The sequence below is a fragment of the Azoarcus sp. DN11 genome (assembly GCF_003628555.1).
In the GTDB taxonomy this organism is placed as follows: domain Bacteria; phylum Pseudomonadota; class Gammaproteobacteria; order Burkholderiales; family Rhodocyclaceae; genus Aromatoleum.
On the sequence record NZ_CP021731.1, the window covers coordinates 1,400,936 to 1,423,261 of the forward strand.

Sequence of the window (22,326 nt, forward strand, 5' to 3'; positions counted from 1 at the left end):
TTGCTGCAAATGTAACCGCGCGTATCCAGACGTGTCATGGTAGGCGCGCGCCGCGCCTGGAACGTGTGAACGATTTCTTCACGGGCGCTCAGCGCAGGTTGGACGAGTTGAACAGCACGACCTGGTCGGCGACGAAATTCACCTGCACGTAGCGCGCTTCGTTGCCCCAGGTGCAACTCTTCAGTGCGAGCACGTCGCTGCATTTGTCCGGCGTTCCGAGCAATTGCTTCACTTCGTTATAGGTCATGCCCATCTTTAGCTTGTCGTAATTTTCGACCGTGAGCTTGGTGCAGGCGCCCAGCATGCAGGCAAGGGCGGCGAGGCTGAGGAGGGCTGCGGGTTTCATCGTTAGCGTTGGTCCGGATGATGGAATGGCATGTAATTGAAGCTTAATCCATCGGTCACGAGTTTTTCGTTTCCGACGGTTAGCGTTCGGGTTCATGAAAGACGTCGATTTCGTGACCGAAGAACGCTGCCTGCGACCGAGCCTGCGCATCGCACTGGTGACGGAGACCTGGGCACCCGAGATCAACGGTGTCGCGATGACACTGGGCCGGATGGTCGACGGCCTGATCGCGCGCGGGCACCACGTGCAGCTCGTGCGCCCGCGTCAGGCGCTGTCCGAGCGCGCCGCGGACGGGCCGGGCTTCGAGGAAGTGCTGGCGCACGGGATGAAGATCCCCAAGTACGATGGCTTGCGCTTCGGGCTGCCGGCGCGCACGCGGCTCCACCGCCTGTGGTCGCGCCACCGGCCGGACATCGTGCATGTGGCGACCGAAGGGCCGCTGGGCTGGTCGGCGGTGTCGGCGGCGACGCGCCTGGGCATTCCGGTGACGTCGGATTTCCACACCAACTTCGACAGCTACAGCACGCACTACGGCGTGGGCTGGCTGGAGCGCCCGGTCGCCGCGTGGCTGAAGCGCATGCACAACCGCACGGCGGTGACCTTCGTGCCGACGCGCGCGATGGCGCAGGCGCTGCGGGCGCGCGGCTACCGGTCGGTCGACGTGGTGGCGCGCGGCGTGGATACCGAGCTCTTCAGCCCGGCGCGCCGCAGCGCGGCGCTGCGCAGCGAATGGGGCGTCGCCGCGGACGAGTTGGTGGTGGTGTGGGTCGGGCGCGTGGCGCCGGAGAAGAACCTGCCGCTGGTGCTGGAGGCCTTCGCCGCGATCCGTCGGCAGGATCCGAAGGCACGGCTGGTCATCGTCGGCGACGGGCCGCTGCGCAAATCGCTGCAGGAAACCCACCCGGATGTCGTGTTCGCCGGTGCGCGCCGCGGCGAGGACCTGGCGACGCACTACGCCTCCGGCGACCTGTTCCTGTTCCCCAGCCTGTCGGAGACCTGGGGCAATGTCACGCTGGAGGCGATGGCCTGCGGCCTGTGCGTCGTCGCCTACGACCACGCGGCGGCGTCCGAAGTGATCTCCAGCGGCTGCGACGGCCTCCTCGTGAAGCCGGGCGCGGCGGCGGCCTTCGTCGCCGAATCGGTGCTCGCCGCGTCGGACACCGGCTTGCGCGCGCGGCTCGCCGCGGCGGCGCGCCGGCGCAGCGAATCGATGGATTGGGAGCGCATCCACGACCGCTTCGCGAGCGCGCTGCAGCGCGTCGTGGATGAAGCACAGGCGGCGCTTCCCGACATGTTTTCCTTCAAGGCAACGGTGCGCTGATGCCCCAGGTACGTTCCGTATTCATCTCCGACGTTCATCTCGGCACCCGTGCGTGCCAGGCCGACCGGCTGCTCGATTTCCTGCGCGAACACCCGTCTGACTACCTCTACATGGTGGGCGACATCGTCGACTTCTGGGCGATGAACCGCGGCATCCACTGGAGCGTGGCGCAGAACACCGTGGTGCAGAAGGTGCTGCGGCGCGCGCGCGGGGGATGCAAGGTGTTTTTCATTCCCGGCAATCACGACGAGGCACTGCGCGAGTACTCGGGGATCGCGTTCGGCGACATCCGCGTCGAGGCGGAATGGATGCATGAGGCGGCCGACGGACGCCGCTACTGGCTCGTGCATGGCGACGAATACGACCAGGTCACGCGCCACCACCGCTGGGTCGCGGTGCTGGGCGACGTCGGCTACAACACGCTGGTGCGCATCAACCTGTGGCTGTCGCGCGTGCGCCGGCTGCTGCGGCGGCCGGGTTACTGGTCGCTGGCAGGCTATGCGAAGCAGAAGGTGAAGCGTGCGGTGAATTTCATCTTCGACTTCGAGGCGTCGATCGCCCACGCGACGCATCGCAAGGGGGCGGACGGGGTGATTTGCGGCCATATCCACTGGGCCGCCGACGCGCAGATCGAGGGTGTGCGCTATCTGAACTGCGGCGACTGGGTGGATAGCTGCACCGCGATCGTCGAGCATCTCGACGGACGCATGGAAATGGTGCGCTGGGGTGTGCCACGTGCATACGGCGCGGCGCAGCCGGTGTTCGACCGCGCCGACCTGCCGGGGCTGGCGACGGCCCGCGTGGCCGATCCGGCGGCACCCTCCGGGATCAGCGGGCGCATGCCCTGAGCGGTCGCTTCGGCAGGCATCGCCGGCGGCCCGCCCGGGAACGCCGCCGGCCGGCCGCGTTCAGTCGTTGTCCTTCAGCCACTCCGGCAGCGTGCGGTTGCCGGCGTTCTCCTGAACGTACTGGCGGATCAGCCGACGAACGACCTGTGAGGGCGTCAGATCCTTGCTGGCGCAGATCTCTTCGAAGAGCCGCTTCTTTTCCGGGTCGATCAGCAGGGTCAGGCGGGCAGTCCGATTCTCTTTCATCTCGCGTCACCGGCGACGGTGATTAACATCAAATTAACATTGAAAGCGGCATCGGTATTAATGTAATGTGCAAAGGATGCAAACGCAATGGCACACTCAGGGAGTCCGGCCGGTGGGCGAAAGGGAAGCGGTTCTCGGTTGCTGCATGGCACCGTCCGAAGGTGTGCGGCCCCGCGCGCGGTGCAATGCGCCCGGCTTGCGGCGCGGACGTGCCGCTGTGGGCGACCGTCGGCGCTGACATCGGGGGAGGAGGCGTGCTGGTTCTCGACTGGATCCTGATCGTCGTCGCGGGCTGGCTCGCGCTGGGGTTCGCCGGGATCGCGGCGTTGCGCAACACCGCGTTCGTCGCCCGCGTGCTGTTTCCGACCGGGGCCGTGCTCGCGGCCGCGCTCGCGGGGTTCGCCGCCGCTGCATTGCCCGGCTCGCCGGAGACCGCCGTGCTCGCGCTGGGCCTGCCCGGGCTGCCTTTCCACCTGCGTCTGGACGGGCTGTCGGCCTTTTTCCTGCTCGTGATCGGCGTGACCTCCTTCGGCATTTCGGTTTTCGCCGCGGGCTACTTCCGCCACGGCGAGGGCACGCCGCCCGGGCTGATGTGCCTCGAATACCACATCTTCCTCGCCAGCATGGCGCTCGTCGTGCTCGCTGACGACGCCTACGCCTTCATGGTGATGTGGGAAACGATGGCCTTGTCGTCCTTCTTTCTCGTCACCGCGAACCACCGCGTGCCCGCGATCCGCGAGGCGGGCTTCCTTTATCTGCTGATCGCGCACATCGGCGCGATCGCGATCCTGCTGTGCTTCGGCGTGCTGCAGGCGAACACGGGCGACTACACCTTCGCCAACATGCGCGCGCAATCGCTGCCGCCGCTGTGGGCCTCGGCCGCCTTCCTCCTCGCGACGCTCGGTTTCGGCGCGAAGGCGGGCATCCTGCCGCTGCACGTGTGGCTGCCGGAGGCCCACCCGGCGGCGCCGTCGCCGGTGTCCGCGCTGATGAGTGCCGTGATGCTGAAAACGGCGGTCTACGGCCTGCTGCGCGTGAGCTTCGACCTGCTCGGCGCGCAGCAGTGGTGGTGGGGCGTGCTGCTCATGGCCGTCGGCCTCGCGACGGCGCTGTACGGGGTGGTGTTCAGCGCGGTGCAGACCGACATGAAGCGCCTGCTCGCGTATTCGTCGATCGAGAACATCGGCCTGCTTTTCGTCGGTATCGGCCTCGGCGTGCTGTTCAACGCCTACGGCATGAAGGCGCTGTCGGCGCTGGCGCTCACTGCGGCGCTGTACCACGTGGTCGCCCATGCCCTCTTCAAGAGTCTGCTGTTCCTCGCGACCGGCTCGGTGCTGCACTCGACCGGCGAGCGCAGCCTGGGCAAGCTCGGCGGTCTGATGCGACGCATGCCCTGGGTGGCCTGGCTGTCGCTCGTCGGCGTGCTGGCGAGTTCGGGGCTGCCGCCGTTCTCCGGCTTCGTCTCGGAATGGCTGCTGTTGCAGAGCTTCCTGTTCACGACGGGCCTGCCGGACTCCTTCCTCAACATGCTGGTGCCGGTGCTCGCGGCGGGCATCGCGCTGGTGGCAGCGCTCGCCGGCTACACGATGGTGAAGTTCTACGGCGTGATCTTCCTCGGCCAGCCGCGCGAGCCCAAGCTTGCCCACGCGCATCCGTCTTCGCCGCTCGAGCGCGCGGGCCTCGTCTGGCTCGGGGCGTGCTGCGTGCTGCTGGGACTCTTCCCGGCGCAGCTGATCGACCTGATCGACCGGGTCACACAACTCCTGGTGGGTGGCGGCATTGCCGACACGGTGCGCGCGAACGGCTGGCTGCTGCTGGCGCCGCGATCGCTCGATCGCGCGAGCTACGGCCCGCTGGTATTCCTGCTGGTGGTCAGCTTCGCGGTGCTGCTCGCGGTGGTGCTGGTGCGCAAGCTCTATCACGGCCGCCTGCGCCGTGCGCCGGCGTGGGATTGCGGCTATCCGGCGCAGACGCCGCGCATGCAGGATACGGCGGAGGGCTTTGGCCAGCCGATCCGCCAGATCTTCGAACCCTTCTTCCGCATGCGGCGCGAGCTGCCGTCGCCCTTTGACGCGAAGCCGCGTTACAGCGTCACGATCGAGGACCATTTCTGGCACTGGCTGTATCTGCCGGTCGCCGGCCTCACCGCGCGCATCGCGCGCGGCATCGGGCGGCTGCAGCAGGGGCGCATCGCGATCTACCTGCTGTACAGCTTCGTGACCCTGATGGTCCTGCTGCTGGTGGTGGTGAAATCATGAGTGTCGCGGGCCTGTTCGCGCAGTTGCTCGCCGTGGTGCTCGCGCTCGCGCTGGCGCCCTTGCTGACGGGCTGGGTGAACCAGTGGCGCGCGTGGCTGCAGAACCGGCGCGCGCCGGGCCTGCTGCAACCCTATCGCGTGCTGCACAAGCTGTTCAACAAGGAATCGGTCGTCGCCGAGCACGCGACGCCGCTGTTTCGCGTCGCGCCCTACATCATGTTCGGCTGCATGGCGCTGGCGTGCGGCATCGCGCCGACGCTGTCGACCGACCTGCCGCTCGCGCCCGCGGCCGACGCGATCGCGTTGGTCGGCCTGTTCGCGCTGGCGCGGGTGTTCATCTCGCTTGCGGCAATGGATATCGGCACTTCCTTCGGCACGCTGGGCGCGCGGCGCGAGATGCTGATCGGCTTCCTCGCCGAGCCAGCGCTGCTGATGGTGCTGTTCTCGGCCTCGCTCATCACGCGCTCGACCTCGCTGGCGAATATCGTCGAGACACTCGCACACCAGCCCTTCGCGATCCACCCGAGCCTCGCCGTCGCGGGCGTTGCGTTCACGATGGTGTCGCTGGCGGAAAATGCGCGCGTGCCGGTCGACAACCCCGCCACCCATCTCGAACTGACGATGATCCACGAGGCGCTGATCCTGGAATATTCGGGGCGCCATCTGGCGCTCGTCGAATGGGCAGCGTCGCTGAAGCTGTTCGCGTATTCGTGCATCGGGCTGGCGCTGTTCGTGCCGTGGGGCGTCGCAGAGGCGGGTACGCCGCTGGCAATCCTGTTCGCGATTCCGATGTTGGTCGTGAAGCTGGCGGTCGGCGGTGTGCTGCTCGCGCTGATCGAGACGATCAACGCGAAGATGCGCCTCTTCCGCGTGCCGGAGTTCCTCGCGACGGCCTTCCTGCTCGCGGTGATCGCGTTGCTGGTGCATGTGCTGCTGGGGGCCTGAGGTGACGAACCTGCTGTCCCAGTCGATCAATCTCTTCGCCGTCGTGCTGCTCGTGCTCGCGTTCGCGATGATCGCGCAGCGCCGCATCCTGACGCTGATCCATCTGTTCACGCTGCAGGGCGCGGCGCTGGCGGCGGCGACCCTGATCGTCGGCTACCTCACGGGCCAGCACCACTTGTACTTTTCCGCGGTGCTGACCTTCGTGCTGAAGGTGATCCTGATCCCGATCCTGCTGCACCGGGTGATCCGGCGCCTGAACGTGCGCTGGGACGTCGAGACGCTGTTCAACATTCCGACGACGATGCTGATCGGCATCGTGCTGGTGATCTTCGCCTTCAACCTCGCCGCGCCGATCGCAGGCCTGTCCACCTCGATCGCGCGCGGCACGCTGGGGATCGCGCTCGCCTGCGTGCTGCTGTCCTTCCTGATGATGATCGTGCGCGCGAAGGCGGTGCCGCAGGTGATCGGCTTCCTGTCGATGGAGAACGGCCTGTTCTTCGCGGCCACCGCGGCGACCAGCGGCATGCCGATGATCGTCGAGCTGGGTATCGCATTCGACGTGCTGGTCGGCATCCTGATCCTCGGCGTGTTCATGTTCCAGATCCGCGAGCAGTTCGACAGCCTGGACATCCGCCATCTCGAAAAGCTGAAGGAAGACTGATGGATCCGCTCCTCCTCGTTCTCGCGACTCCGCTGCTGGGCGGCGTGCTGCTCGCGTTGTGGGGCGACCGCGAGCGGGCGGGGGAGCTGAACGCCGCGATGAGCCTGCTGACATTGGCGGCGTCCGTGTGGCTCACGGTGATCGTCGTGCGCGACGGGCCGCTCATGGTGTGGGGCGAGTGGTTCTTCGTCGATCCGCTCAACGTTTTCCTGGTGACGCTGACCGCCTTCGTGGGCTTCACGACTTCGCTGTTTTCGCGGCCCTACATGCGCATCGAGCGCGACCACGGGAAGATGACGCCGGGGCGGATGCGGCTCTTCCACAGCATGTACCAGCTCTTCAACGGCATGATGCTGGTCGCGCTGACGACCAACAACCTCGGCATCCTGTGGGTGGCGATGGAGGCGGCGACGCTGACGACCGTGCTGCTGGTGTCGGTGTATCGCACCGCGGCGAGCCTGGAGGCGGCGTGGAAGTACTTCATCCTGTGCGGCGTGGGCATCGCGCAGGCGCTGTTCGGGACGATCCTGCTCTACCTCGCGGCCGAGCGCGCGATCGGGGGCGGCGAGGGGGCGCTGCTGTGGACCCACCTTGCGCAATCCAAGCACCTGCTCGATCCCGGCATCCTGTCGCTGGCTTTCGTGTTCCTGCTGCTCGGCTATGGCACCAAGGTGGGCCTCGTGCCGGTGCACAACTGGTTGCCCGACGCGCACGCGGAAGGCCCGACGCCGATCTCGGCGGTGCTGTCGGGGCTGTTGCTGAACGTCGCGCTGTATGCCTTGCTGCGCTGCAAGGTGCTGGCGGACGGGGCGCTTGCGAACGGCCTGCCGGGGCGCATGATGATCGGCTTCGGCCTCGTCACCGTGGTCGTCGCGGCTTTCTTCCTGTCGCGCCAGCGCGACGTCAAGCGCATGTTCGCGTATTCGTCGATCGAGCACATGGGGCTGATGACCTTTGCCTTCGGCCTGGGCGGCCCGATCGCGAATTTTGCCGGGCTGCTGCACATGACCGTGCATGCGCTGGTGAAGTCGGCGATCTTCTTCGCCGTCGGCCACGCCGCGCAGAAGGCCGGTTCGCAAGCGATGGAGGACATCCGCGGCCTGCTGAAGGTGAATCCGACGGTTGGCTGGGGGCTCATGCTCGGCTCGCTGGCGATCCTCGGCATGCCGCCCTTCGGGGTGTTCGCGAGCGAGTTCCTGGTCCTGACGACGGCGATGCGTGAGGCGCCGTGGGCCACGCCCTTCCTGCTCGTCGCGCTCGGTGTGGCGTTCGCGGCGATCTTCGGGCGCGTGCAGCCGATGGTGTTCGGCGAGACTTCGCTGCGCCCGCTCGCCCACCCGCCGGCGCTGCTGCCGGTGTTCGCCCATCTCGGGCTCGCGCTGCTGCTGGGGCTTTACGTCCCGCCCTACCTGGACGGCTGGTACCGGCAGGCGGCCCAGATGATAGGAGGCTAGAGTGCAACTACCCCCACGCTCACAGGTTTCGTGGAGGGCCGACTGCGCACAGCCGGCCCGTTCGGCGGGCGCGAAGCAGTGCTTCGCGAATTCCCCTCCTCACCCCCCCGAGGGGGCGCAGGCCTCCCTTGGGGCGGCCCGGCGGGAGGCCTGAGTGGAGTTTTTCGGACTGGATTGCCGCTTCGAACGCTTCGACGCGCCCCTGCCGATCTACGGTGCGCGCGTCCTCGCCGGGCAGTGGAGTGCGCTCGCGCTGGCCGTGGCGGAGGCGAAGGGGCGGCTCGTGAGCTTGTGGGGCAGCGACGAGCGTGCCGCCGGCGACGGTTTCGCGGTGTCGGCGGCGTACGCGACCGCGGACGGGCTGCTGTGGGCGAAGCTCGGGCTGGATGCGGCGAAGCCTGCGTACCCGGACATCTCGCGCTTCTTCCCCGTGGCGAACCGCATGCAGCGCGCCGCGCGCGACCTGGTCGGCATCGAGGCCGAGGACGCGGGGGACGCCCGCGCGTGGCTGCGTCACGGCGCGTGGCCGGCGGACTATTTCCCGCTGCGCATCGGGAACACCGGCCAGGAGCGCTTCGAGGCGCAGGCCGACGCCTACCCCTTCGTCCCCGTCGAGGGCGACGGCGTGCATGAGATCGCGGTCGGGCCGGTGCATGCGGGCACGATCGAACCGGGCCACTTCCGCTTCTCGGTGGTGGGTGAGAAGGTGCTGCGGCTCGAGGAGCGGCTGGGTTACAACCACAAGGGAATCGAGCGCCGTTTCATGGGCATGGCCACGGACGAGGGCGCGCGGCTGGCCGGACGGGTATCGGGCGACAGCACCGTTGCGTATGCGTGGGCCTACGCGATGGCGGTCGAATCGCTGGCCGGCGTGAAGGTGCCCGAACGCGCGGCGTGGCTGCGCGCGCTGATGCTCGAGCGCGAGCGGGTCGCGAACCATCTCGGGGACCTCGGCGCGCTCGGCAACGACGCGGCGTTCGGCTTCGCGCTCGCGCAGTTCTCCCGTCTGCGTGAGGACTGGTTGCGCCTGAACCGCGAGTGCTTCGGCCATCGCCTGATGATGGATGGTGTCCGTCCGGGCGGGGTCGCGCGCGACCTCGACGCGGATGGTTGCGCGCAGCTGCGTCGGCAGGTGACGGTGATCGCAGGCGAGGTCGCCGAGCTGAAGGACATCTACGACGAGCACGCGGGGCTGCAGGACCGTCTCGTCACGACCGGCCGCGCCACGCCGGAACTCGCACAACGCCTGGGCCTGACGGGGCTCGCCGGGCGGGCGAGCGGACAGGCGGCCGACCTGCGGGCGGACTTTCCGTGGCCGCCTTACGACGGCCTCGCCGTGACGGCCTGCACGCAGCGCAACGGCGACGTCGCGGCCCGCGTCGCGGTGCGCTTCGACGAGTGTTTCGCGTCGCTGCGGATGATCGACGCGCTGCTCGCCGGACTGCCGGGCGGATCGGTCCATGAGCCGGTCCTCGCCACGCGGGACGGGGTCGGGGCCGGCTGGGTCGAAGGCTGGCGCGGCGAGGTGTTCGTCGCGCTGGAGACCAACGCGCAGGGGCGCATCGCGCGCTGCCACTGCCACGATCCTTCGTGGCAGAACTGGCCGGTGCTCGAGCACGCGATCATCGGCAACATCGTTCCGGACTTCCCGCTGATCAACAAGTCGTTCAACCTGAGCTATTCGGGGCAGGATCTGTAATGTGGCACATCCTGAAGTACATCGCCCGCCGCGGCCGTGTCACCGAGCCCGCGCCCGAATCGCTGAAGGGCCCGCATCGCCCCGCGCACCCGGTCCATGACGAGATCCTCGCGATCCTCGGTCGCGCGCTGGCGATCCGGCAGGTCGATGCCGGGTCGTGCAACGGCTGCGAGCTGGAGATCAACGCGCTCAGCAACCCCTACTACAACATCGAGGGACTCGGCATCCGCTTCGTCGCCAGCCCGCGCCACGCCGACATGCTGCTCGTGACCGGACCGGTGTCGCGCCACATGGAGCTTGCACTGCGGCGCACCTACGACGCGACGCCGGCGCCCAAGCTGGTCGTCGCGGTGGGGGATTGCGGCTGCACCGGCGGGATCTTCGGCGAGAGTTACGCGAGCTGCGGCGGCGTGTCGAACGTGATCCCGGTGGACGTGATCGTGCCGGGCTGTCCGCCGCCGCCGGCGGAGATCCTGGCCGGGATCCTGGCCGCGGTGCGCGCGCGGCCACCGATCGAGGCTGCGCCAGCGACTTTCGAACCCGGGTTCAACTGACAGCCAGACCGCCGGGGCGGTCGCGTCCCGTCGGGCCGAGCGCGATCCGTTTCGCAAGCCGCGTGGCCGGACGCCGACCGGCCGGTTCATTTCCGGTGCGCCTGCCACCAGGCGTCGAGGCTCCACGCGCCTGCCCCGTGCACGGCCAGCGTCAGCAGGCCGCCCGTGATCGCGAGGTTCTTCATGAACATGATGGACTGAATCTGGTTCGTGAAGTCGGTGTGGAAGAACATCGCGGCGAGGATGCTGAAGACGGCGAGCCCCGCAGCGGCGAGCCGCGTAAGCGCGCCGAAGAGCACCCCGAGGCCGCCGCCGAGCTCGGCGAAGATCACGAGCGGCAGCAGGGCGCCGCTCACGCCCATCGCCGCCATGTACTGCTGCGTGCCGGCATAGCCGGCGCCGAGTTTGCCCCAGCCTGCAGTGATGAAGATCAGCGCGAGAAGAATGCGCGCAACAAGTGCGACAGCGTCTTTCATTCGATTTCTCCTTGTTGGTCGGGCATGTTGCCCTCCTATGGATGTAGTCGAAATATGACGCGTTTGCAGGCCGCCGCGCATCCGGCGGCCTGTAGCGCGGGGCGCTACTTCGGGATTTTGACGACGTGCAGCAGGTTGGTGCTGCCGCTGCGCCCGAAAGGCAATCCCGCGATGATGACGACCGAGTCGCCCGGCCGGGCGAAGCCGTGGGTGACGACCGCGGCGCTGGCGTGCTGCACCATCTCGGCGACGTCATGCACGTCCTCGAACGGCACCGGATGCACGCCCCACACGAGCGCGAGGCGGCGCGCGGTCGCAAGTTGCGGCGTCAGGCCCAGGATCGGCGTGTCCGGGCGTTCGCGGCTCGCGCGCAGGCAGCTGAAGCCGCTGCTCGAATAGGCGACCGTCGCCGCCGGGGCGAGCAGCGCCGCGATGCCGCGCAGCGCGCCGCAGATGGCGTCCGGGGTGTTCGCCTGCGCGGGGGTGTGGCTCGCGGCGAGGCCGGCGCGCCAGTCGGGGTCCTGCTCGACCTGGGTGATGATGCGGTCCATGATCGTGACCGCCTCGACCGGATACTGGCCGGACGCGGATTCGGCGGACAGCATCACCGCGTCGGCGCCGTCGTAGATCGCGGTGGCGACGTCGGAGGCTTCGGCGCGGGTGGGCACCGGCGCGCTGATCATCGATTCGAGCATCTGCGTCGCGACGACGACCGGCTTGCCGGCGGCACGCGCGGCGCGGACGATGCGCTTCTGCAGGATGGGCACGCGCTGCGGCGGCAGTTCCACGCCGAGGTCGCCGCGCGCGACCATGATGCCGTCGGCGAGCGCGACGATCTCGTCGAGGCGCTCGATCGCGGCGGGCTTTTCCAGCTTGGCCATGATCCACGCGCGGTCGCCGACGATCTCGCGCGCCTCGCGGATGTCTTCGGGGCGCTGCACGAAGGAGAGGGCCACCCAGTCGACGCCCAGCGACAGGCCGTAATCGAGGTCGGCGAGGTCTTTGGGCGTGAGCGGCGAGATCGGCAGCACGACGCCGGGCACGTTCACGCCCTTGCGGTCGGACAGCGGGCCGCCGACGAGCACCGTCGTGTCGGCGAAGTCGGGGCCGAAGGCGTCGACGCGCAGGCGCAGCTTGCCGTCGTCGAGCAGCAGCTCGGTGCCGGTTTCCAGCGCGGCGAAGATTTCGGGATGCGGCAGGTTCGCGCGCGTGGCGTCGCCCTCGGCCGGGTCGAGGTCGAGGCGGAAGCGGTTGCCGACGGTGAGCGCGACCTTGCCTTCGGCGAGCTTGCCGATGCGCAGCTTCGGCCCCTGCAGGTCCATCAGCACGCCGATCGGGCGGCCGACCTCGCGCTCGATCTCGCGGATCTGGCGCAGCCGCTCGGCATGGTCGGCGTGGCTGCCGTGGCTGAAGTTCAGGCGGAACACGTCGGCGCCGGCCTCGACGAGCGCGCGGATGCGCTCGGGCGTGGAGCTCGACGGCCCGAGCGTCGCGAGGATGCGCGACTGGCGGTGGCGTCTCATGGGTGTCTCCAAGTTGTTATTGCTGTGCCTACTGGTCCAAGGCAGCGATGCCCGCACGGGCGATCTGCGCGTCGTCGCTGGCCTTGACGCCGGACACGCCGACCGCGCCGATCACGGCGCCGTCGACCACGATCGGTTCGCCGCCTTCGAGCGGCACGACCGGCATCGCCAGCGCGGCGTAGCGGCCGCCGTTGATCATATCCTCCAGGGCCTTGCTGGGCTTGCCCGCCATCACGCTGGTGCGCGCCTTCTCGGGTGCGATCAGCGCGCTCGAGAGCGGGGCGCCGTCCAGGCGCTGCAGCCACAGCGCGTGGCCGCCGGCGTCGCATACGGCGATCGTCACGGCCCAGCCGTTCCTGAGCGCCTCGGCTTCGGCCGCGGCAGCGATGCGCTTGACGTCGTCGAGGGTGAGGGCCTTGATGGTTTTCATTGCGTGATACCTCCTGTGGTTCGAGTGTGCGGCGTCGGCGTTACAGCACGACGATCGCGCGGAAGTCGTTTACGTTGGTCAGCGTCGGGCCGGTGACGAGCGAGTCGCCCAGTGCTTCGAAGAAGCCGTGGCCGTCGTTGTTTGCGAGACTGTCGCGCGGACGGATGCCTCGCGACCAGGCGCGTTCGAGGGTGTCGGGCGTGACGAAGGCGCCGGCGATCTCTTCCTGCCCGTCCACACCATCGGTGTCGCCCGCGACCGCATGCACGCCCGGTTCGCCGTCGAGCGCCACCGCGAGCGAGAGCAGGAACTCGACGTTGCGTCCGCCGCGCCCCTGGCCGCGCACCGTGACGGTCGTCTCGCCGCCCGAGAGCAGCACGCAGGGCGCCGCGACCGGCTGGCGGTGGCGGCGCACCTGCAGCGCGATGCCGGCCATCACTTTGCCGACGTCGCGCGCTTCGCCTTCGATGCTGTCGCCGAGCAGCAGCGGCGTGTAGCCGGCGCAGGCGGCGACCTTCGCGGCGGCTTCGAGCGCCATCTGCGGCGTCGCGACGAGCGTCGTCGTCACGCGGGCGAGGCGCGCATCGCCGGGTTTGACCGATTCGCCCGCGCCGCTCTCCAGCAGCGCGCGCGCCGCGGCCGGGAGCTCGATGCCGTAGCGCGCGACGATCTCCAGCGCGTCGGCGCAGCTCGTCGGGTCGCCGACGGTGGGGCCGGAGGCGATGGCGATGGGGTTGTCGCCGGGTACGTCGGAGATCAGCAGATTGACGACGCGCGCCGGATGGCAGGCCGCGGCGAGCCGGCCGCCCTTGATCGCCGAGAGGTGGCGGCGCACGCAGTTCATCTCGGCGATCGTCGCGCCGGATTTCAGCAGCGCGCGGTTGATCGCCTGCTTGTCCTCGAGCGTGATGCCTTCGGCCGGCAGCGGCATCAGCGCCGAGCCGCCGCCCGAGATCAGGCAGATCACGAGGTCGTCCGCGGTGAGGCCCTGCACGGTTTCGAGCATGCCGCGTGCGGCGGCGAGGCCCGCCACATCGGGCACCGGGTGGGCGGCCTCGACGATGGTGATGCGCTCGCAGGGCACGGCGTAGCCGTAGCGGGTGACGACGAGGCCGGAGAGCGGCCCCGGCCAGTTGCGTTCCAGCGCCTGCGCCATCGCGGCAGAGGCCTTGCCCGCGCCGATGACGACGGTGCGGCCCTTCGGCGGCGCGGGCAGGTGGCGCGGGATGCAGCGTTCGGGCTGGGCGGCTTCCACAGCGGCGGTGAACATCTGCCGCAGCAGGGCGCGGATGTCGTCTTCAGTGGTCATGGCGGGATCCGAATCGGGAGGGGCGAGGTGTTTGACCGCGCGGGGTCTGATGTTCTCCCGCGAGCCTTGCGGGGAACATCCGGTATTACGCGTATTGCCTTGCGGACGTGGAGTTACTGGCCACTTATTGCCCAATCTCGAAGTTCGCCATCTTCTCCAGCGCCTGCACCATCGCGGAGTGGTCGCGGCCGGCCCCGCCGTGCGCAGCGCAGGCGTTGAAGAGCTCCTGCGCGGTCGCGGTGTTGGGCAGCGACACGCCGATCTGGCGCGCGGTCGCCAGCGCGAGGTTGAGGTCCTTCTGGTGCAGCTCGATGCGGAAGCCCGGATCGAAGGTGCGCTTGATCATGCGCTCGCCGTGCACTTCGAGGATGCGCGAGGACGCGAAGCCGCCCATCAGCGCCTCGCGCACGCGCGCCGGATCGGCGCCGTTCTTCGCGGCGAACAACAGCGCCTCGGCCACCGCCTCGATGTTGAGCGCGACGATGATCTGGTTGGCGACCTTGCAGGTCTGGCCGTCGCCGTTCCTGCCGACCAGCGTGATGTTCTTGCCCATCAGCTGGAAGAGCGGCAGCGCCTTCTCGAAGGTCGAGTGCTTGCCGCCGACCATGATCGACAGCGTGCCCGCCTTCGCGCCCACCTGGCCGCCCGAGACCGGCGCGTCGAGGTATTCGCAGCCGAGGTCGTTGATCTTCTGCGCGAATTGCTTGGTCGAGACCGGGCTGATCGAGCTCATGTCGATGACGATCTTGCCCGGCGACAGGCCTTCGGCGACGCCGTTCGCGGCGAAGAGCGCCTCTTCGACGTTCGGCGTGTCGGGCACCATCAGGATGATGAAGTCGGACTTCTGCGCGACTTCGCGGCCGGTTTCGCACACGGTCGCGCCGGCGTCGACGATCTGGCGCGGCGTCTTGCCGTGGGTGTTCACGAACAGCGTGTGGCCGCCGTCGATGAGGTGCTGGGCCATCGGCGCGCCCATGATGCCCAGTCCGATGAATCCGATGTTCGCCATGTCGTGGTCTCCTTTATGTATGGTGTCTCTGTGGGGCAGGGGTGCTCAGCGCGTCAGCGCCTCGATCCAGCCGAGTCCTGCGCGCGTGTCGCCAGCCGGCTTGTATTCGCAGCCGATCCAGCCGTCGTAGCCGCTGCGGTCGATGAAATCGAACAGGAAGCGCCAGTTGATCTCGCCCGTGCCCGGCTCGTTGCGGCCCGGGTTGTCGGCGAGCTGCATGTGCGCGATCTGCGGCAGGTAGCGCTTGATCGTGTTCGCGAGTTCGCCTTCCATGCGTTGTGCGTGATAGATGTCGTACTGGATGAAGAGGTTGTCCGAGCCGACCGCTTCCAGGATCTCCGCCGCCTGCGACGTGCGGTTGAGGTAGAAGCCGGGGATGTCGTACGTATTGATCGGCTCCATCAGCAGGCGGATGCCCGCGTCCTTGAGTTTCGCCGCGGCGAAGCGCAGGTTGTCGATGAAGGTCTCGCGCACGCGGCCCGCCTCGACGCCGGCCGGCACCTTGCCGGCGAGGCAGTTGAGCTGCCTGCAGCCCAGCGCCTGCGCGTATTCGATGCCGCGCCCGACACCGTCCTGGAATTCGCCGACGCGCGCCGGATCGCAGGCGAGGCCGCGGTCGCCCGCGTCCCAGTCGCCCGCCGGCAGGTTGTGCAGCACCTGCGTGAGGCCGTAATGGTCGAGGCGCTCGGCGAGTTCCTCCTTCCTGAACGCGTAGGGGAAGAGGTACTCGACGCCCTTGAAGCCCGCATCGGCGGCCGCCTCGAAGCGGTCGAGGAAGCCGACCTCGTTGAACAGCATCGTCAGGTTGGCATTGAACTTCGGCATGTGTCTTTCTCCCGTTGTCAGTCGAGCAGTGCGACCGCCGTCGGCGCATCGGCGCGGCTTTCGGCCAGCGGCTCGAATTCGTTGATTGCGTTGATCTCGGTGCCCATCGCGATGTTGGTCACGCGTTCCAGAATGATCTCGACCACCACCGGCACGCGGAATTCCTCCATCCAAGCGCGCGCCTGGGCGAAGGCCGGGCGGATGTCCTCCGGCTTCCGCACGCGGATCGCCTTGCAGCCGAGGCCTTCGACGACGCCGATGTGATCGACGCCGTAGCCTTCGGTCTCGGGCGCGTTGATGTTCTCGAACGCGAGCTGCACGCAGTAATCCATGTCGAAGCCGCGCTGCGACTGGCGGATCAGGCCGAGGTAGGCATTATTCACGACGACGTGCAGGTAGGGCAGCTTGAACTGCGCGCCCACCGCGAGCTCCTCGATCATGAACTGGAAGTCGTAGTCGCCCGAGATCGCCACCACCTTGCGCTTCGGGTCGGCGGCGACGACGCCGAGCGCGGCCGGCACGGTCCAGCCCAGCGGCCCCGCCTGGCCGCAGTTGATCCAGTGACGCTCCTTGTACACATGCAGGAACTGCGCGGCGGCGATCTGCGACAGGCCGATCGTCGTGACGTAGCAGGTGTCCTTGCCGAAGGCCTTGTTCATCTCCTCATAGACGCGCTGCGGCTTCATCGGCGTCTCGTCGAAGTGCGTCTTGCGCAGCATCGTGCGCTTGCGGCCCTGGCAGTCCTCGACCCACTGGCGACGGTCGGGCAGGCGCCCGTCGGCCTGCATCTCGCGGGCGACTTCGATCAGGCGGTCGAGCGCCGCGCCGGCGTCGGAGACGATGCCGTAATCCGGCCCGAACACGCGGCCGATCTGCGTCGGCTCGATGTCGATATGCACGAACTTGCGGCCGGCGGTATACACCTCGACGGAGCCGGTGTGGCGGTTCGCCCAGCGGTTGCCGATACCGATCACGAAGTCGGACGCGAGCATGGTCGCGTTGCCGTACGGGTGCGAAGTCTGAAGCCCGACCATGCCGGCCATCAGCGGATGGTCGTCGGGGATCGTGCCCCAGCCCATCAGCGTCGGGATTACCGGCACACCCATGATCTCGGCGAATTGCTGCAGCTTCGCTGCCGCGTCGGCGTTGATCACGCCACCCCCGGCGACGATCAGCGGACGCTCGGCGGCGTTCATCATCGCGATCGCCTTCTCGGCCTGGGCGCGCGTCGCCGCGGGCTTATAGACGGGCAGCGGTTCGTAGGTCTCCTCGTCGAACTCGATCTCGGCCATCTGCACGTCGAAGGGCAGGTCGATCAGCACCGGGCCGGGGCGGCCCGAGCGCATGATGTGGAAAGCCTGCTGGAACACGCGCGGCACCTGCGCCGGTTCGCGCACGGTGACTGCCCATTTCGTCACCGGCTTCGCGATCGACTCGATGTCGACGGCCTGGAAGTCCTCCTTGTAGAGCCGCGCGCGCGGCGCCTGGCCGGTGATGCAGAGGATGGGTATCGAATCCGCCGACGCCGAGTACAGGCCCGTGATCATGTCGGTGCCCGCCGGGCCCGAGGTGCCGATGCACACGCCGATGTTGCCGGCCTTGGTGCGGGTGTAGCCCTCGGCCATGTGCGAGGCGCCCTCGACGTGGCGGGCGAGGTAGTGCCGGAAGCTGCCGTCCTTGCGCAGCGCCGAGTACAGCGGGTTGATCGCCGCGCCGGGGATGCCGAACAAGGTCGTGATGCCTTCCTTGCGCAGCACTGCCGCGGCAGCGTCGACTGCTCTCATGCGGGCCATGGTGTCTCCTCCTGTCTCCTGATCGGCTCGGGGCCGTCGATGGGTGTTGGATGCAGGATAGGGAGGAACGCACGCGGAATGAATTACCGCGGGAATCGTTTCTGTCGATACTTCAAGTATCGACTTCTTCGGCGGGCGCCGAAAATGCAAAACCCCCGGCGGATGGCCGGGGGCATGGGTGACACACTGTCGGATCAGCGCGAGAGTTCGTGGCCGATGACGCCGCCGAGGGCAGCACCGCCGATCGCGCCGGCGGTCGAGTGGGTGGCATGGTGGCCGACGCCGGCGCCGACCGCGGCACCGAGGATGGTGCCGCCGGTGGTCGAGCAGGCCGACAGGCTGAACGCGGCGGCCACGATCACGAGCATCGATTTCAGGCCCTGGTTTTTCATGATGACCTCCTTGCGGAAGATTAACCCGCTGCCGGGGCCGGGCTGGCCGCGCTTATTTCGCCGGTTCGCTGCCCGTTGCGGGCGCGGCCGGTGATGTCGAATCCGAACCGCTTGCCGGCGGCGTCGGGGCAGCGGGCGCCGGCGAGCTCACCGGGGAGGCGGGCGGCGCCGCTGACTTGGACGGCATCGGCGACGCCGCTTCCTTCTTGCCGCAGGCCGCGAGCAGCAGCGGCGTCACCAGGGCCGCGATCAGCAGGGGGCGGACGAGCTGTCGCGATGTCTTCGTCGTACTCATGATGAATCTCCTGTGTTTGGGGCGGGGGTTACTTCACGCGGATGTCGTTCTTCACCGACGTCACGCCTTTCACGCTGCGGGCGAGCTGCACGGCCCGTTCCATTTCCTGCCTGTTGTTCGCGAAGCCCGAGAGCTGCACGGCGCCCTTGAAGGTCACGACCTTGATGTCCAGGGCGTCGACCGCCTTGTCCTGCACGAAGGCCGTCTTGACCCGGGTCGTGATCACGCTGTCGTCGATGTATTCGCCGGTGCTCTCGTGCGTCGGCGTGCCGCTGCAGGCCGCCAGCGCGCACAGCGCTGCGGCGAGCAGGGTGGAGGCGATGATGCGCTGCATGATGTGTCCTCCTTTCATTCCGGCAATCCGCCCGGCCGCGCTGACTGTTGCGACAGCCGTTTCGCCTTTTCGTGCGCGTTCCACTCGATCAGCGAAATCTTTCCGTTGTGGTCGGTGTCGATCGCATCGAAGTTCGACAGGACCTCGGCCGAGCGCTTCGCCTCGTCCTTCGAGATCTGCCCGTCCTTGTCCTGATCGAGCTCCTTGAACATCGGCGGCAGTTCGGTGCGGCCGGCCTGGGGTGTCACGCCCTTGAGCGCCGCCGGGGCGGAATCCGGGGTGACAGGGGGCTTGGCCGGGTCGGCGGCCGCCGCTGCAACGGGCAGGGTACCGGCGGCTGCCAGTGCGAGTACGGTAAGAATGTTTTTCATCGGTCCTCTCCTGCAGGGGTGGGGCTATCGTTTCGTTCGTGGCCCCGGCGGCGAATGCCGCTGCGTGCCTGTGCGAGGTGCGTCGCGAGCAGGGCCCATGGTAGGGATCGCGCAGGGGAGGGTCTGTCGGACGATGCGGAATCGCGTGTAGGACAAATCCTGCAAGAATCGAGACTCGCAAGAGCCCGTCGTGGAGATTCGCCATGAGCCTGATGACGCCGATTCGCGCCTACGCCCGCACTGCCCGCCTCGGACGCCAGGGACTGCTGGCGCTGGGCTGCGTGCTGGTGCTGTCGCTCTTCGCGTCGAGCTTCTGGCAGGCGGGCACCAGCCTCGAGGCGCTCGGCAAGCTGCAACTGCATGCCGAGCGCACGGGGCGCGTCGACAGCCTGATGATCCAGCTCGTCGAAGCCGAGAACGGGGTGCGCGGCTACCTGCTCACGCGCAACCGCGCCTACCTCGAGCCTTACCTCAACAGCCTCGCCACGCTCAACTACACGCTCGACGACATCTACCTCGATCTCGGCAAGGGGCCGGAGAACGAGGAGATCCTGTCCCACATCACCGGGCTCATCACGCTGCGCATGCGCATCCTCTCGGACGAGGTCGAGCGCGGCCAGCTCGCCGACCGCTCCGCGTCCGCGGACGGCCGGCGCTACATGGACGACATTCGCAAGACGCTGGGCGAGATCAAGCGCCGCACGCGCGCGCAGGGCCAGCGATCGTTCGACGAGTCGATCGCCCACGTCGACCGCACGCGCTGGGTCGTCGCGACGCTCGCGGGCGGCGCGCTCGCGCTGCTGGTGATCCTGTTCCTCACCTTGCGCGCGCAGGTGCGGCTGCGCGAACAGATCGCCACGCTGCTCACGCGCGAAAACGCCCGCCTGGAAGGCCAAGTGCGTGCGCGCACGGCCGAACTCTCCGATCTCGCGAGTCACCTCACGAACACGCGCGAAGCCGAAAAGGCGCGGCTCGCGCGCGAACTCCACGACGAGCTCGGGGCACTCCTCACCGCGGTGCGCATGGACGTCGCGTGGATCGCGCGCAAGCTCGAACCGGCCGCGCTCGCGCCGCATCGCGACCGCTTCGACCGCCTGCTGCGCACGCTCGACAGCGGCATCGCGCTCAAGCGCCGCATCATCGACGACCTGCGCCCGCCGCTGCTGAAGGAGCTCGGCATCGTCGCCGCGCTGCGCACGCTGGGCGAGGAATTCGCCAAGAACACCGGCATCGGGGTCGCGCTCGAGCTGCCCGAAGACGACCTCCCGCTGCCCGAGGAAACCTCGCTCGCGCTGTTCCGCATCGTCCAGGAAGCGCTCACCAACGTACGCCGCCATGCGCACGCGCAGCGCGTCGAACTGTCGCTGCAGGTCACGCCCGAATGCGTGCAACTGGTGGTCGCGGACGACGGCGCAGGCTTCGACGCGCACGCCGCGCGCGGGCGACACGGCCTTGCGGGCATGCGTCACCGCGTGCAGATGTTTGCCGGCGAACTCGCCATCGACAGCGCCCCCGGCCGGGGCACGCACATCCGCGCGAGCCTGCCCTGCGCACGGGGCAGGGCGGGCGAGCCGTCTGCCGAGTCCCCTCAGCCCGCCCTGGCGGAAGAACGGCGTATGGATTCCACGTAGTCCAGCAGGGCATCCATCTCCAGCGCCTTGTCGAAGAAGCGGTCCACCCCCAGCGCGCAGCAGCGCTCGCGCAGGTGCGTGTGGGTGTGGTTCGTGAACACCGCCGTCGAGGGCTGCCCGTAGCGCTCGGGTTTCGCCCGCAATGCGTGCAGCACCCCGAGCCCGCTGCCCTCGCGCAGGTTGAGATCCACGATCGCCAGGTCCGGGCGCTGTGCCTCCAGCTCCGCGAGCGCCGCAGCTTCGTCCGCCGCGACGGCGACCACTGCGACGCCCTCCAGCTCCTCCAGCATCCCGCCCAGCAGCTTGCCGAGGAGGGGGGAATCCTCGATCAGCAGGACCTTCAGCGGCGGGAGGGCGTGCGGCGCCATGATCGGGGCGTCCTCACTCGACCAGCAACCCGTGCCGGATCGCGTACGCCGCGAGTTCCGCATTGCTCGCGACCTCCAGCTTTTCCAGCAGGCGCGAGCGATAGGTGCTTACGGTCTTCACGCTCAGCGCAAGCGTATCCGCGATATCCGACACCGACTCGCCGCGCGCGAGACGCAGGAACACCTGCAGCTCGCGCTCCGACAGCGACTCGTGCGCCGGCGCCGTCCCGCCGCCCGCCAGCTCCTCCGCGAGCAGCTCCGCGGTGCGCGTCGACACGTAGCGCCGGCCCTCCGCCACGGTACGGATCGCGCGGATCAGCGCGTCGCGGTCGCAATCCTTGCACAGGTAACCGTCGGCCCCGTTGCGCAGCAACGCCACCGCGTAGCGCTCCTCGGGAAAGCCCGACAGCACCAGCACGCGCACGTCCGCAAAGCGCTGGCGGACCGCGCGCAGCACGTCCACGCCGCTCTGCCCCGGCAGGGCGAGGTCGAGCAGCACGACATCGCAGCCCGTGTTGCGCAGCGCCCCGAGCGCCTCCTCGCCGGAAGTGGCCTCGAACGCGATTTCGAGGTCCAGCTCCTCCGCGAGCATCTCGCGAAAACCCGCGCGGACGATCTGGTGGTCATCGACGATGGCGATTCGCAGCATGCAGGCTCCCGAAATGGCATCCGAACAGTTAGTCCGTCCCCGCGCCGCTTGCGTTCGCGCCGCGGCATTCCCTCAAGCGCCCACCGGCAGCGCCTGCCGGTCCACCACCCGCCGCAGCACGAAGCTCGAATGCACACCCGTCACGCCGGGAATGCGCGTGATGCGGTTCAGCAGCAATTCCTGGTAGGCGTCCATGTCGCGCACGACGACTTTCATCTGGTAGTCCGCCGACTGCCCGGTGATCAGCAGGCATTCGAGCACTTCCGGGATGGCGAGCACGGCTTTCTCGAAGTCCTTGAAGCGCTCCTGCGTGTGGCGGTCCATCGAGATCTGGATCAGCGCCATCAGCGTGAGCCCCAGCGCCTTCGCATCGACCAGCGCACGGTAGCCCGCGATCAGGCCCGATTCCTCCAGCGCGCGCACACGCCGCAGGCAGGGCGAGGGCGACAGGCCGATGCGGTCGGCGAGATCCTGGTTGCTGATGCGCCCGTCCTGCTGCAGCACGCGCAGGATCTCGCGGTCGTAGCGGTCGAGTTGCATGTGATTGCCGGTGTGTTGACGATTATTTCCGTGGATGTCTGCAAATCTAG

25 protein-coding genes are annotated in these 22,326 nt (G+C 68.4%); 9 read left to right on the forward strand and 16 right to left on the reverse strand.

Annotated features, from left to right (window positions below):
- Nucleotides 1–88: 88 nt before the first annotated feature.
- Complete coding sequence (locus tag CDA09_RS06385; protein WP_121427861.1) at nt 89–346, reverse strand: DUF3862 domain-containing protein; 258 nt, start codon at nt 344–346, stop codon at nt 89–91.
- 94 nt (nt 347–440) lie between these two features.
- Between CDA09_RS06385 and CDA09_RS06390 the strand changes: the two genes are divergently transcribed.
- Both CDA09_RS06390 and CDA09_RS06395 read left to right on the forward strand, forming a co-directional pair.
- The gene (locus tag CDA09_RS06390; RefSeq protein ID WP_121427862.1) at nt 441–1,667 is read left to right on the forward strand and encodes a glycosyltransferase family 4 protein; all 1,227 of its coding nucleotides are present in this window, start codon (nt 441–443) and stop codon (nt 1,665–1,667) included.
- A complete protein-coding gene (locus tag CDA09_RS06395; protein ID WP_121427863.1) occupies nt 1,667–2,515 on the forward strand; it encodes a UDP-2,3-diacylglucosamine diphosphatase in 849 nt (282 codons plus the stop codon). The genes CDA09_RS06390 and CDA09_RS06395 overlap by 1 nt, the downstream gene beginning before the upstream one ends.
- Before the next feature lie 60 nt (nt 2,516–2,575).
- On the opposite strand, the gene CDA09_RS06400 is transcribed toward CDA09_RS06395, so the two are convergent.
- Complete coding sequence (locus CDA09_RS06400) at nt 2,576–2,761, reverse strand: ribbon-helix-helix protein (protein ID WP_121427864.1); 186 nt, start codon at nt 2,759–2,761, stop codon at nt 2,576–2,578.
- Nucleotides 2,762–2,946: 185 nt separating this feature from the next.
- On the opposite strand from CDA09_RS06400, the gene hyfB reads away from it, so the two are divergent.
- The 6 genes from hyfB to CDA09_RS06430 all read left to right on the forward strand — a co-directional run bounded on the left by hyfB (nt 2,947) and on the right by CDA09_RS06430 (nt 10,331).
- A complete protein-coding gene (gene hyfB / locus CDA09_RS06405) occupies nt 2,947–5,019 on the forward strand; it encodes a hydrogenase 4 subunit B (RefSeq protein ID WP_286164390.1) in 2,073 nt (690 codons plus the stop codon).
- On the forward strand, nt 5,016–5,963 hold the full coding sequence (locus CDA09_RS06410; RefSeq protein WP_121427865.1) for a respiratory chain complex I subunit 1 family protein: 948 nt from the start codon (nt 5,016–5,018) through the stop codon (nt 5,961–5,963). The genes hyfB and CDA09_RS06410 overlap by 4 nt, the downstream gene beginning before the upstream one ends.
- Nucleotide 5,964: 1 nt before the next feature.
- A complete protein-coding gene (locus CDA09_RS06415; protein WP_174718416.1) occupies nt 5,965–6,624 on the forward strand; it encodes a formate hydrogenlyase in 660 nt (219 codons plus the stop codon).
- Nucleotides 6,624–8,078, forward strand: coding sequence for a hydrogenase 4 subunit F (locus tag CDA09_RS06420; protein WP_121427867.1), 1,455 nt, complete (start codon nt 6,624–6,626; stop codon nt 8,076–8,078). Before CDA09_RS06415 ends, CDA09_RS06420 begins: the two co-directional genes overlap by 1 nt.
- A 154-nt stretch (nt 8,079–8,232) precedes the next feature.
- Nucleotides 8,233–9,777: a hydrogenase large subunit gene (locus CDA09_RS06425; RefSeq protein WP_121427868.1), complete on the forward strand. Its 1,545-nt coding sequence runs from the start codon at nt 8,233–8,235 to the stop codon at nt 9,775–9,777.
- On the forward strand, nt 9,777–10,331 hold the full coding sequence (locus tag CDA09_RS06430) for an NADH-quinone oxidoreductase subunit B family protein (protein WP_121427869.1): 555 nt from the start codon (nt 9,777–9,779) through the stop codon (nt 10,329–10,331). Before CDA09_RS06425 ends, CDA09_RS06430 begins: the two co-directional genes overlap by 1 nt.
- A gap of 86 nt (nt 10,332–10,417) precedes the next feature.
- On the opposite strand, the gene CDA09_RS06435 is transcribed toward CDA09_RS06430, so the two are convergent.
- The 11 genes from CDA09_RS06435 to CDA09_RS06485 all read right to left on the reverse strand — a co-directional run bounded on the left by CDA09_RS06435 (nt 10,418) and on the right by CDA09_RS06485 (nt 19,088).
- The gene (locus CDA09_RS06435) at nt 10,418–10,807 is read right to left on the reverse strand and encodes a DoxX family protein (protein ID WP_121427870.1); all 390 of its coding nucleotides are present in this window, start codon (nt 10,805–10,807) and stop codon (nt 10,418–10,420) included.
- Nucleotides 10,808–10,911: 104 nt separating this feature from the next.
- Nucleotides 10,912–12,330: a pyruvate kinase gene (gene pyk / locus CDA09_RS06440; protein ID WP_121427871.1), complete on the reverse strand. Its 1,419-nt coding sequence runs from the start codon at nt 12,328–12,330 to the stop codon at nt 10,912–10,914.
- Nucleotides 12,331–12,358: 28 nt separating this feature from the next.
- Entirely contained in the window at nt 12,359–12,760 is a 402-nt protein-coding gene (locus CDA09_RS06445) for a GlcG/HbpS family heme-binding protein (RefSeq protein WP_121427872.1), read from the reverse strand.
- 40 nt (nt 12,761–12,800) lie between these two features.
- A complete protein-coding gene (locus tag CDA09_RS06450) occupies nt 12,801–14,069 on the reverse strand; it encodes a glycerate kinase type-2 family protein (RefSeq protein WP_121427873.1) in 1,269 nt (422 codons plus the stop codon).
- 124 nt (nt 14,070–14,193) lie between these two features.
- On the reverse strand, nt 14,194–15,078 hold the full coding sequence (gene glxR, locus CDA09_RS06455; protein ID WP_121427874.1) for a 2-hydroxy-3-oxopropionate reductase: 885 nt from the start codon (nt 15,076–15,078) through the stop codon (nt 14,194–14,196).
- Nucleotides 15,079–15,123: 45 nt separating this feature from the next.
- Entirely contained in the window at nt 15,124–15,903 is a 780-nt protein-coding gene (hyi, locus tag CDA09_RS06460; RefSeq protein WP_121427875.1) for a hydroxypyruvate isomerase, read from the reverse strand.
- A gap of 17 nt (nt 15,904–15,920) precedes the next feature.
- Nucleotides 15,921–17,696, reverse strand: coding sequence for a glyoxylate carboligase (gene gcl, locus CDA09_RS06465; RefSeq protein ID WP_121427876.1), 1,776 nt, complete (start codon nt 17,694–17,696; stop codon nt 15,921–15,923).
- A 194-nt stretch (nt 17,697–17,890) separates the two neighbouring features.
- Nucleotides 17,891–18,088: a YMGG-like glycine zipper-containing protein gene (locus CDA09_RS06470; RefSeq protein WP_121427877.1), complete on the reverse strand. Its 198-nt coding sequence runs from the start codon at nt 18,086–18,088 to the stop codon at nt 17,891–17,893.
- 52 nt (nt 18,089–18,140) lie between these two features.
- Nucleotides 18,141–18,383, reverse strand: a complete 243-nt coding sequence (locus CDA09_RS06475) for a hypothetical protein (RefSeq protein WP_121427878.1) — start codon at nt 18,381–18,383, stop codon at nt 18,141–18,143.
- A gap of 28 nt (nt 18,384–18,411) precedes the next feature.
- On the reverse strand, nt 18,412–18,717 hold the full coding sequence (locus tag CDA09_RS06480) for a BON domain-containing protein (RefSeq protein ID WP_121427879.1): 306 nt from the start codon (nt 18,715–18,717) through the stop codon (nt 18,412–18,414).
- A 14-nt stretch (nt 18,718–18,731) separates the two neighbouring features.
- The gene (locus tag CDA09_RS06485) at nt 18,732–19,088 is read right to left on the reverse strand and encodes an EF-hand domain-containing protein (RefSeq protein WP_121430754.1); all 357 of its coding nucleotides are present in this window, start codon (nt 19,086–19,088) and stop codon (nt 18,732–18,734) included.
- 203 nt (nt 19,089–19,291) lie between these two features.
- Between CDA09_RS06485 and CDA09_RS06490 the strand changes: the two genes are divergently transcribed.
- Nucleotides 19,292–20,719, forward strand: a complete 1,428-nt coding sequence (locus CDA09_RS06490; RefSeq protein ID WP_121427880.1) for a CHASE3 domain-containing protein — start codon at nt 19,292–19,294, stop codon at nt 20,717–20,719.
- Here CDA09_RS06490 and CDA09_RS06495 read toward each other — a convergent pair.
- From CDA09_RS06495 to CDA09_RS06505, 3 genes are all read right to left on the reverse strand, one after another.
- Nucleotides 20,677–21,150 carry a response regulator gene (locus tag CDA09_RS06495; RefSeq protein ID WP_353616641.1) on the reverse strand — a complete coding sequence of 158 codons (474 nt, stop codon included), beginning with the start codon at nt 21,148–21,150 and terminating at the stop codon, nt 20,677–20,679. The two genes, CDA09_RS06490 and CDA09_RS06495, sit on opposite strands and share 43 nt — an antisense overlap.
- Nucleotides 21,101–21,736, reverse strand: coding sequence for a response regulator (locus CDA09_RS06500; RefSeq protein ID WP_121427882.1), 636 nt, complete (start codon nt 21,734–21,736; stop codon nt 21,101–21,103). The genes CDA09_RS06495 and CDA09_RS06500 overlap by 50 nt, the downstream gene beginning before the upstream one ends.
- 72 nt (nt 21,737–21,808) lie before the next feature.
- Complete coding sequence (locus CDA09_RS06505) at nt 21,809–22,276, reverse strand: Lrp/AsnC family transcriptional regulator (RefSeq protein ID WP_121427883.1); 468 nt, start codon at nt 22,274–22,276, stop codon at nt 21,809–21,811.
- Nucleotides 22,277–22,326 lie beyond the last annotated feature (50 nt).

What these genes read in the sequence shown, in the direction of transcription:
- CDA09_RS06490 (WP_121427880.1), top strand. Translation starts at nt 19,292, where the DNA reads ATGAGCCTGATGACGCCGATTCGCGCCTACGCCCGCACTGCCCGCCTC.
- CDA09_RS06485 (WP_121430754.1), bottom strand. Translation starts at nt 19,088, where the DNA reads ATGAAAAACATTCTTACCGTACTCGCACTGGCAGCCGCCGGTACCCTG.
- CDA09_RS06430 (WP_121427869.1), top strand. Translation starts at nt 9,777, where the DNA reads ATGTGGCACATCCTGAAGTACATCGCCCGCCGCGGCCGTGTCACCGAG.
- CDA09_RS06505 (WP_121427883.1), bottom strand. Translation starts at nt 22,276, where the DNA reads ATGCAACTCGACCGCTACGACCGCGAGATCCTGCGCGTGCTGCAGCAG.
- CDA09_RS06450 (WP_121427873.1), bottom strand. Translation starts at nt 14,069, where the DNA reads ATGACCACTGAAGACGACATCCGCGCCCTGCTGCGGCAGATGTTCACC.
- CDA09_RS06395 (WP_121427863.1), top strand. Translation starts at nt 1,667, where the DNA reads ATGCCCCAGGTACGTTCCGTATTCATCTCCGACGTTCATCTCGGCACC.
- CDA09_RS06410 (WP_121427865.1), top strand. Translation starts at nt 5,016, where the DNA reads ATGAGTGTCGCGGGCCTGTTCGCGCAGTTGCTCGCCGTGGTGCTCGCG.
- pyk (WP_121427871.1), bottom strand. Translation starts at nt 12,330, where the DNA reads ATGAGACGCCACCGCCAGTCGCGCATCCTCGCGACGCTCGGGCCGTCG.
- CDA09_RS06480 (WP_121427879.1), bottom strand. Translation starts at nt 18,717, where the DNA reads ATGCAGCGCATCATCGCCTCCACCCTGCTCGCCGCAGCGCTGTGCGCG.
- CDA09_RS06500 (WP_121427882.1), bottom strand. Translation starts at nt 21,736, where the DNA reads ATGCTGCGAATCGCCATCGTCGATGACCACCAGATCGTCCGCGCGGGT.
- CDA09_RS06400 (WP_121427864.1), bottom strand. Translation starts at nt 2,761, where the DNA reads ATGAAAGAGAATCGGACTGCCCGCCTGACCCTGCTGATCGACCCGGAA.
- CDA09_RS06445 (WP_121427872.1), bottom strand. Translation starts at nt 12,760, where the DNA reads ATGAAAACCATCAAGGCCCTCACCCTCGACGACGTCAAGCGCATCGCT.
- CDA09_RS06495 (WP_353616641.1), bottom strand. Translation starts at nt 21,150, where the DNA reads ATGCGGAACTCGCGGCGTACGCGATCCGGCACGGGTTGCTGGTCGAGT.
- glxR (WP_121427874.1), bottom strand. Translation starts at nt 15,078, where the DNA reads ATGGCGAACATCGGATTCATCGGACTGGGCATCATGGGCGCGCCGATG.
- gcl (WP_121427876.1), bottom strand. Translation starts at nt 17,696, where the DNA reads ATGGCCCGCATGAGAGCAGTCGACGCTGCCGCGGCAGTGCTGCGCAAG.
- hyi (WP_121427875.1), bottom strand. Translation starts at nt 15,903, where the DNA reads ATGCCGAAGTTCAATGCCAACCTGACGATGCTGTTCAACGAGGTCGGC.
- hyfB (WP_286164390.1), top strand. Translation starts at nt 2,947, where the DNA reads ATGCGCCCGGCTTGCGGCGCGGACGTGCCGCTGTGGGCGACCGTCGGC.
- CDA09_RS06475 (WP_121427878.1), bottom strand. Translation starts at nt 18,383, where the DNA reads ATGAGTACGACGAAGACATCGCGACAGCTCGTCCGCCCCCTGCTGATC.
- CDA09_RS06420 (WP_121427867.1), top strand. Translation starts at nt 6,624, where the DNA reads ATGGATCCGCTCCTCCTCGTTCTCGCGACTCCGCTGCTGGGCGGCGTG.
- CDA09_RS06385 (WP_121427861.1), bottom strand. Translation starts at nt 346, where the DNA reads ATGAAACCCGCAGCCCTCCTCAGCCTCGCCGCCCTTGCCTGCATGCTG.
- CDA09_RS06435 (WP_121427870.1), bottom strand. Translation starts at nt 10,807, where the DNA reads ATGAAAGACGCTGTCGCACTTGTTGCGCGCATTCTTCTCGCGCTGATC.
- CDA09_RS06470 (WP_121427877.1), bottom strand. Translation starts at nt 18,088, where the DNA reads ATGAAAAACCAGGGCCTGAAATCGATGCTCGTGATCGTGGCCGCCGCG.
- CDA09_RS06390 (WP_121427862.1), top strand. Translation starts at nt 441, where the DNA reads ATGAAAGACGTCGATTTCGTGACCGAAGAACGCTGCCTGCGACCGAGC.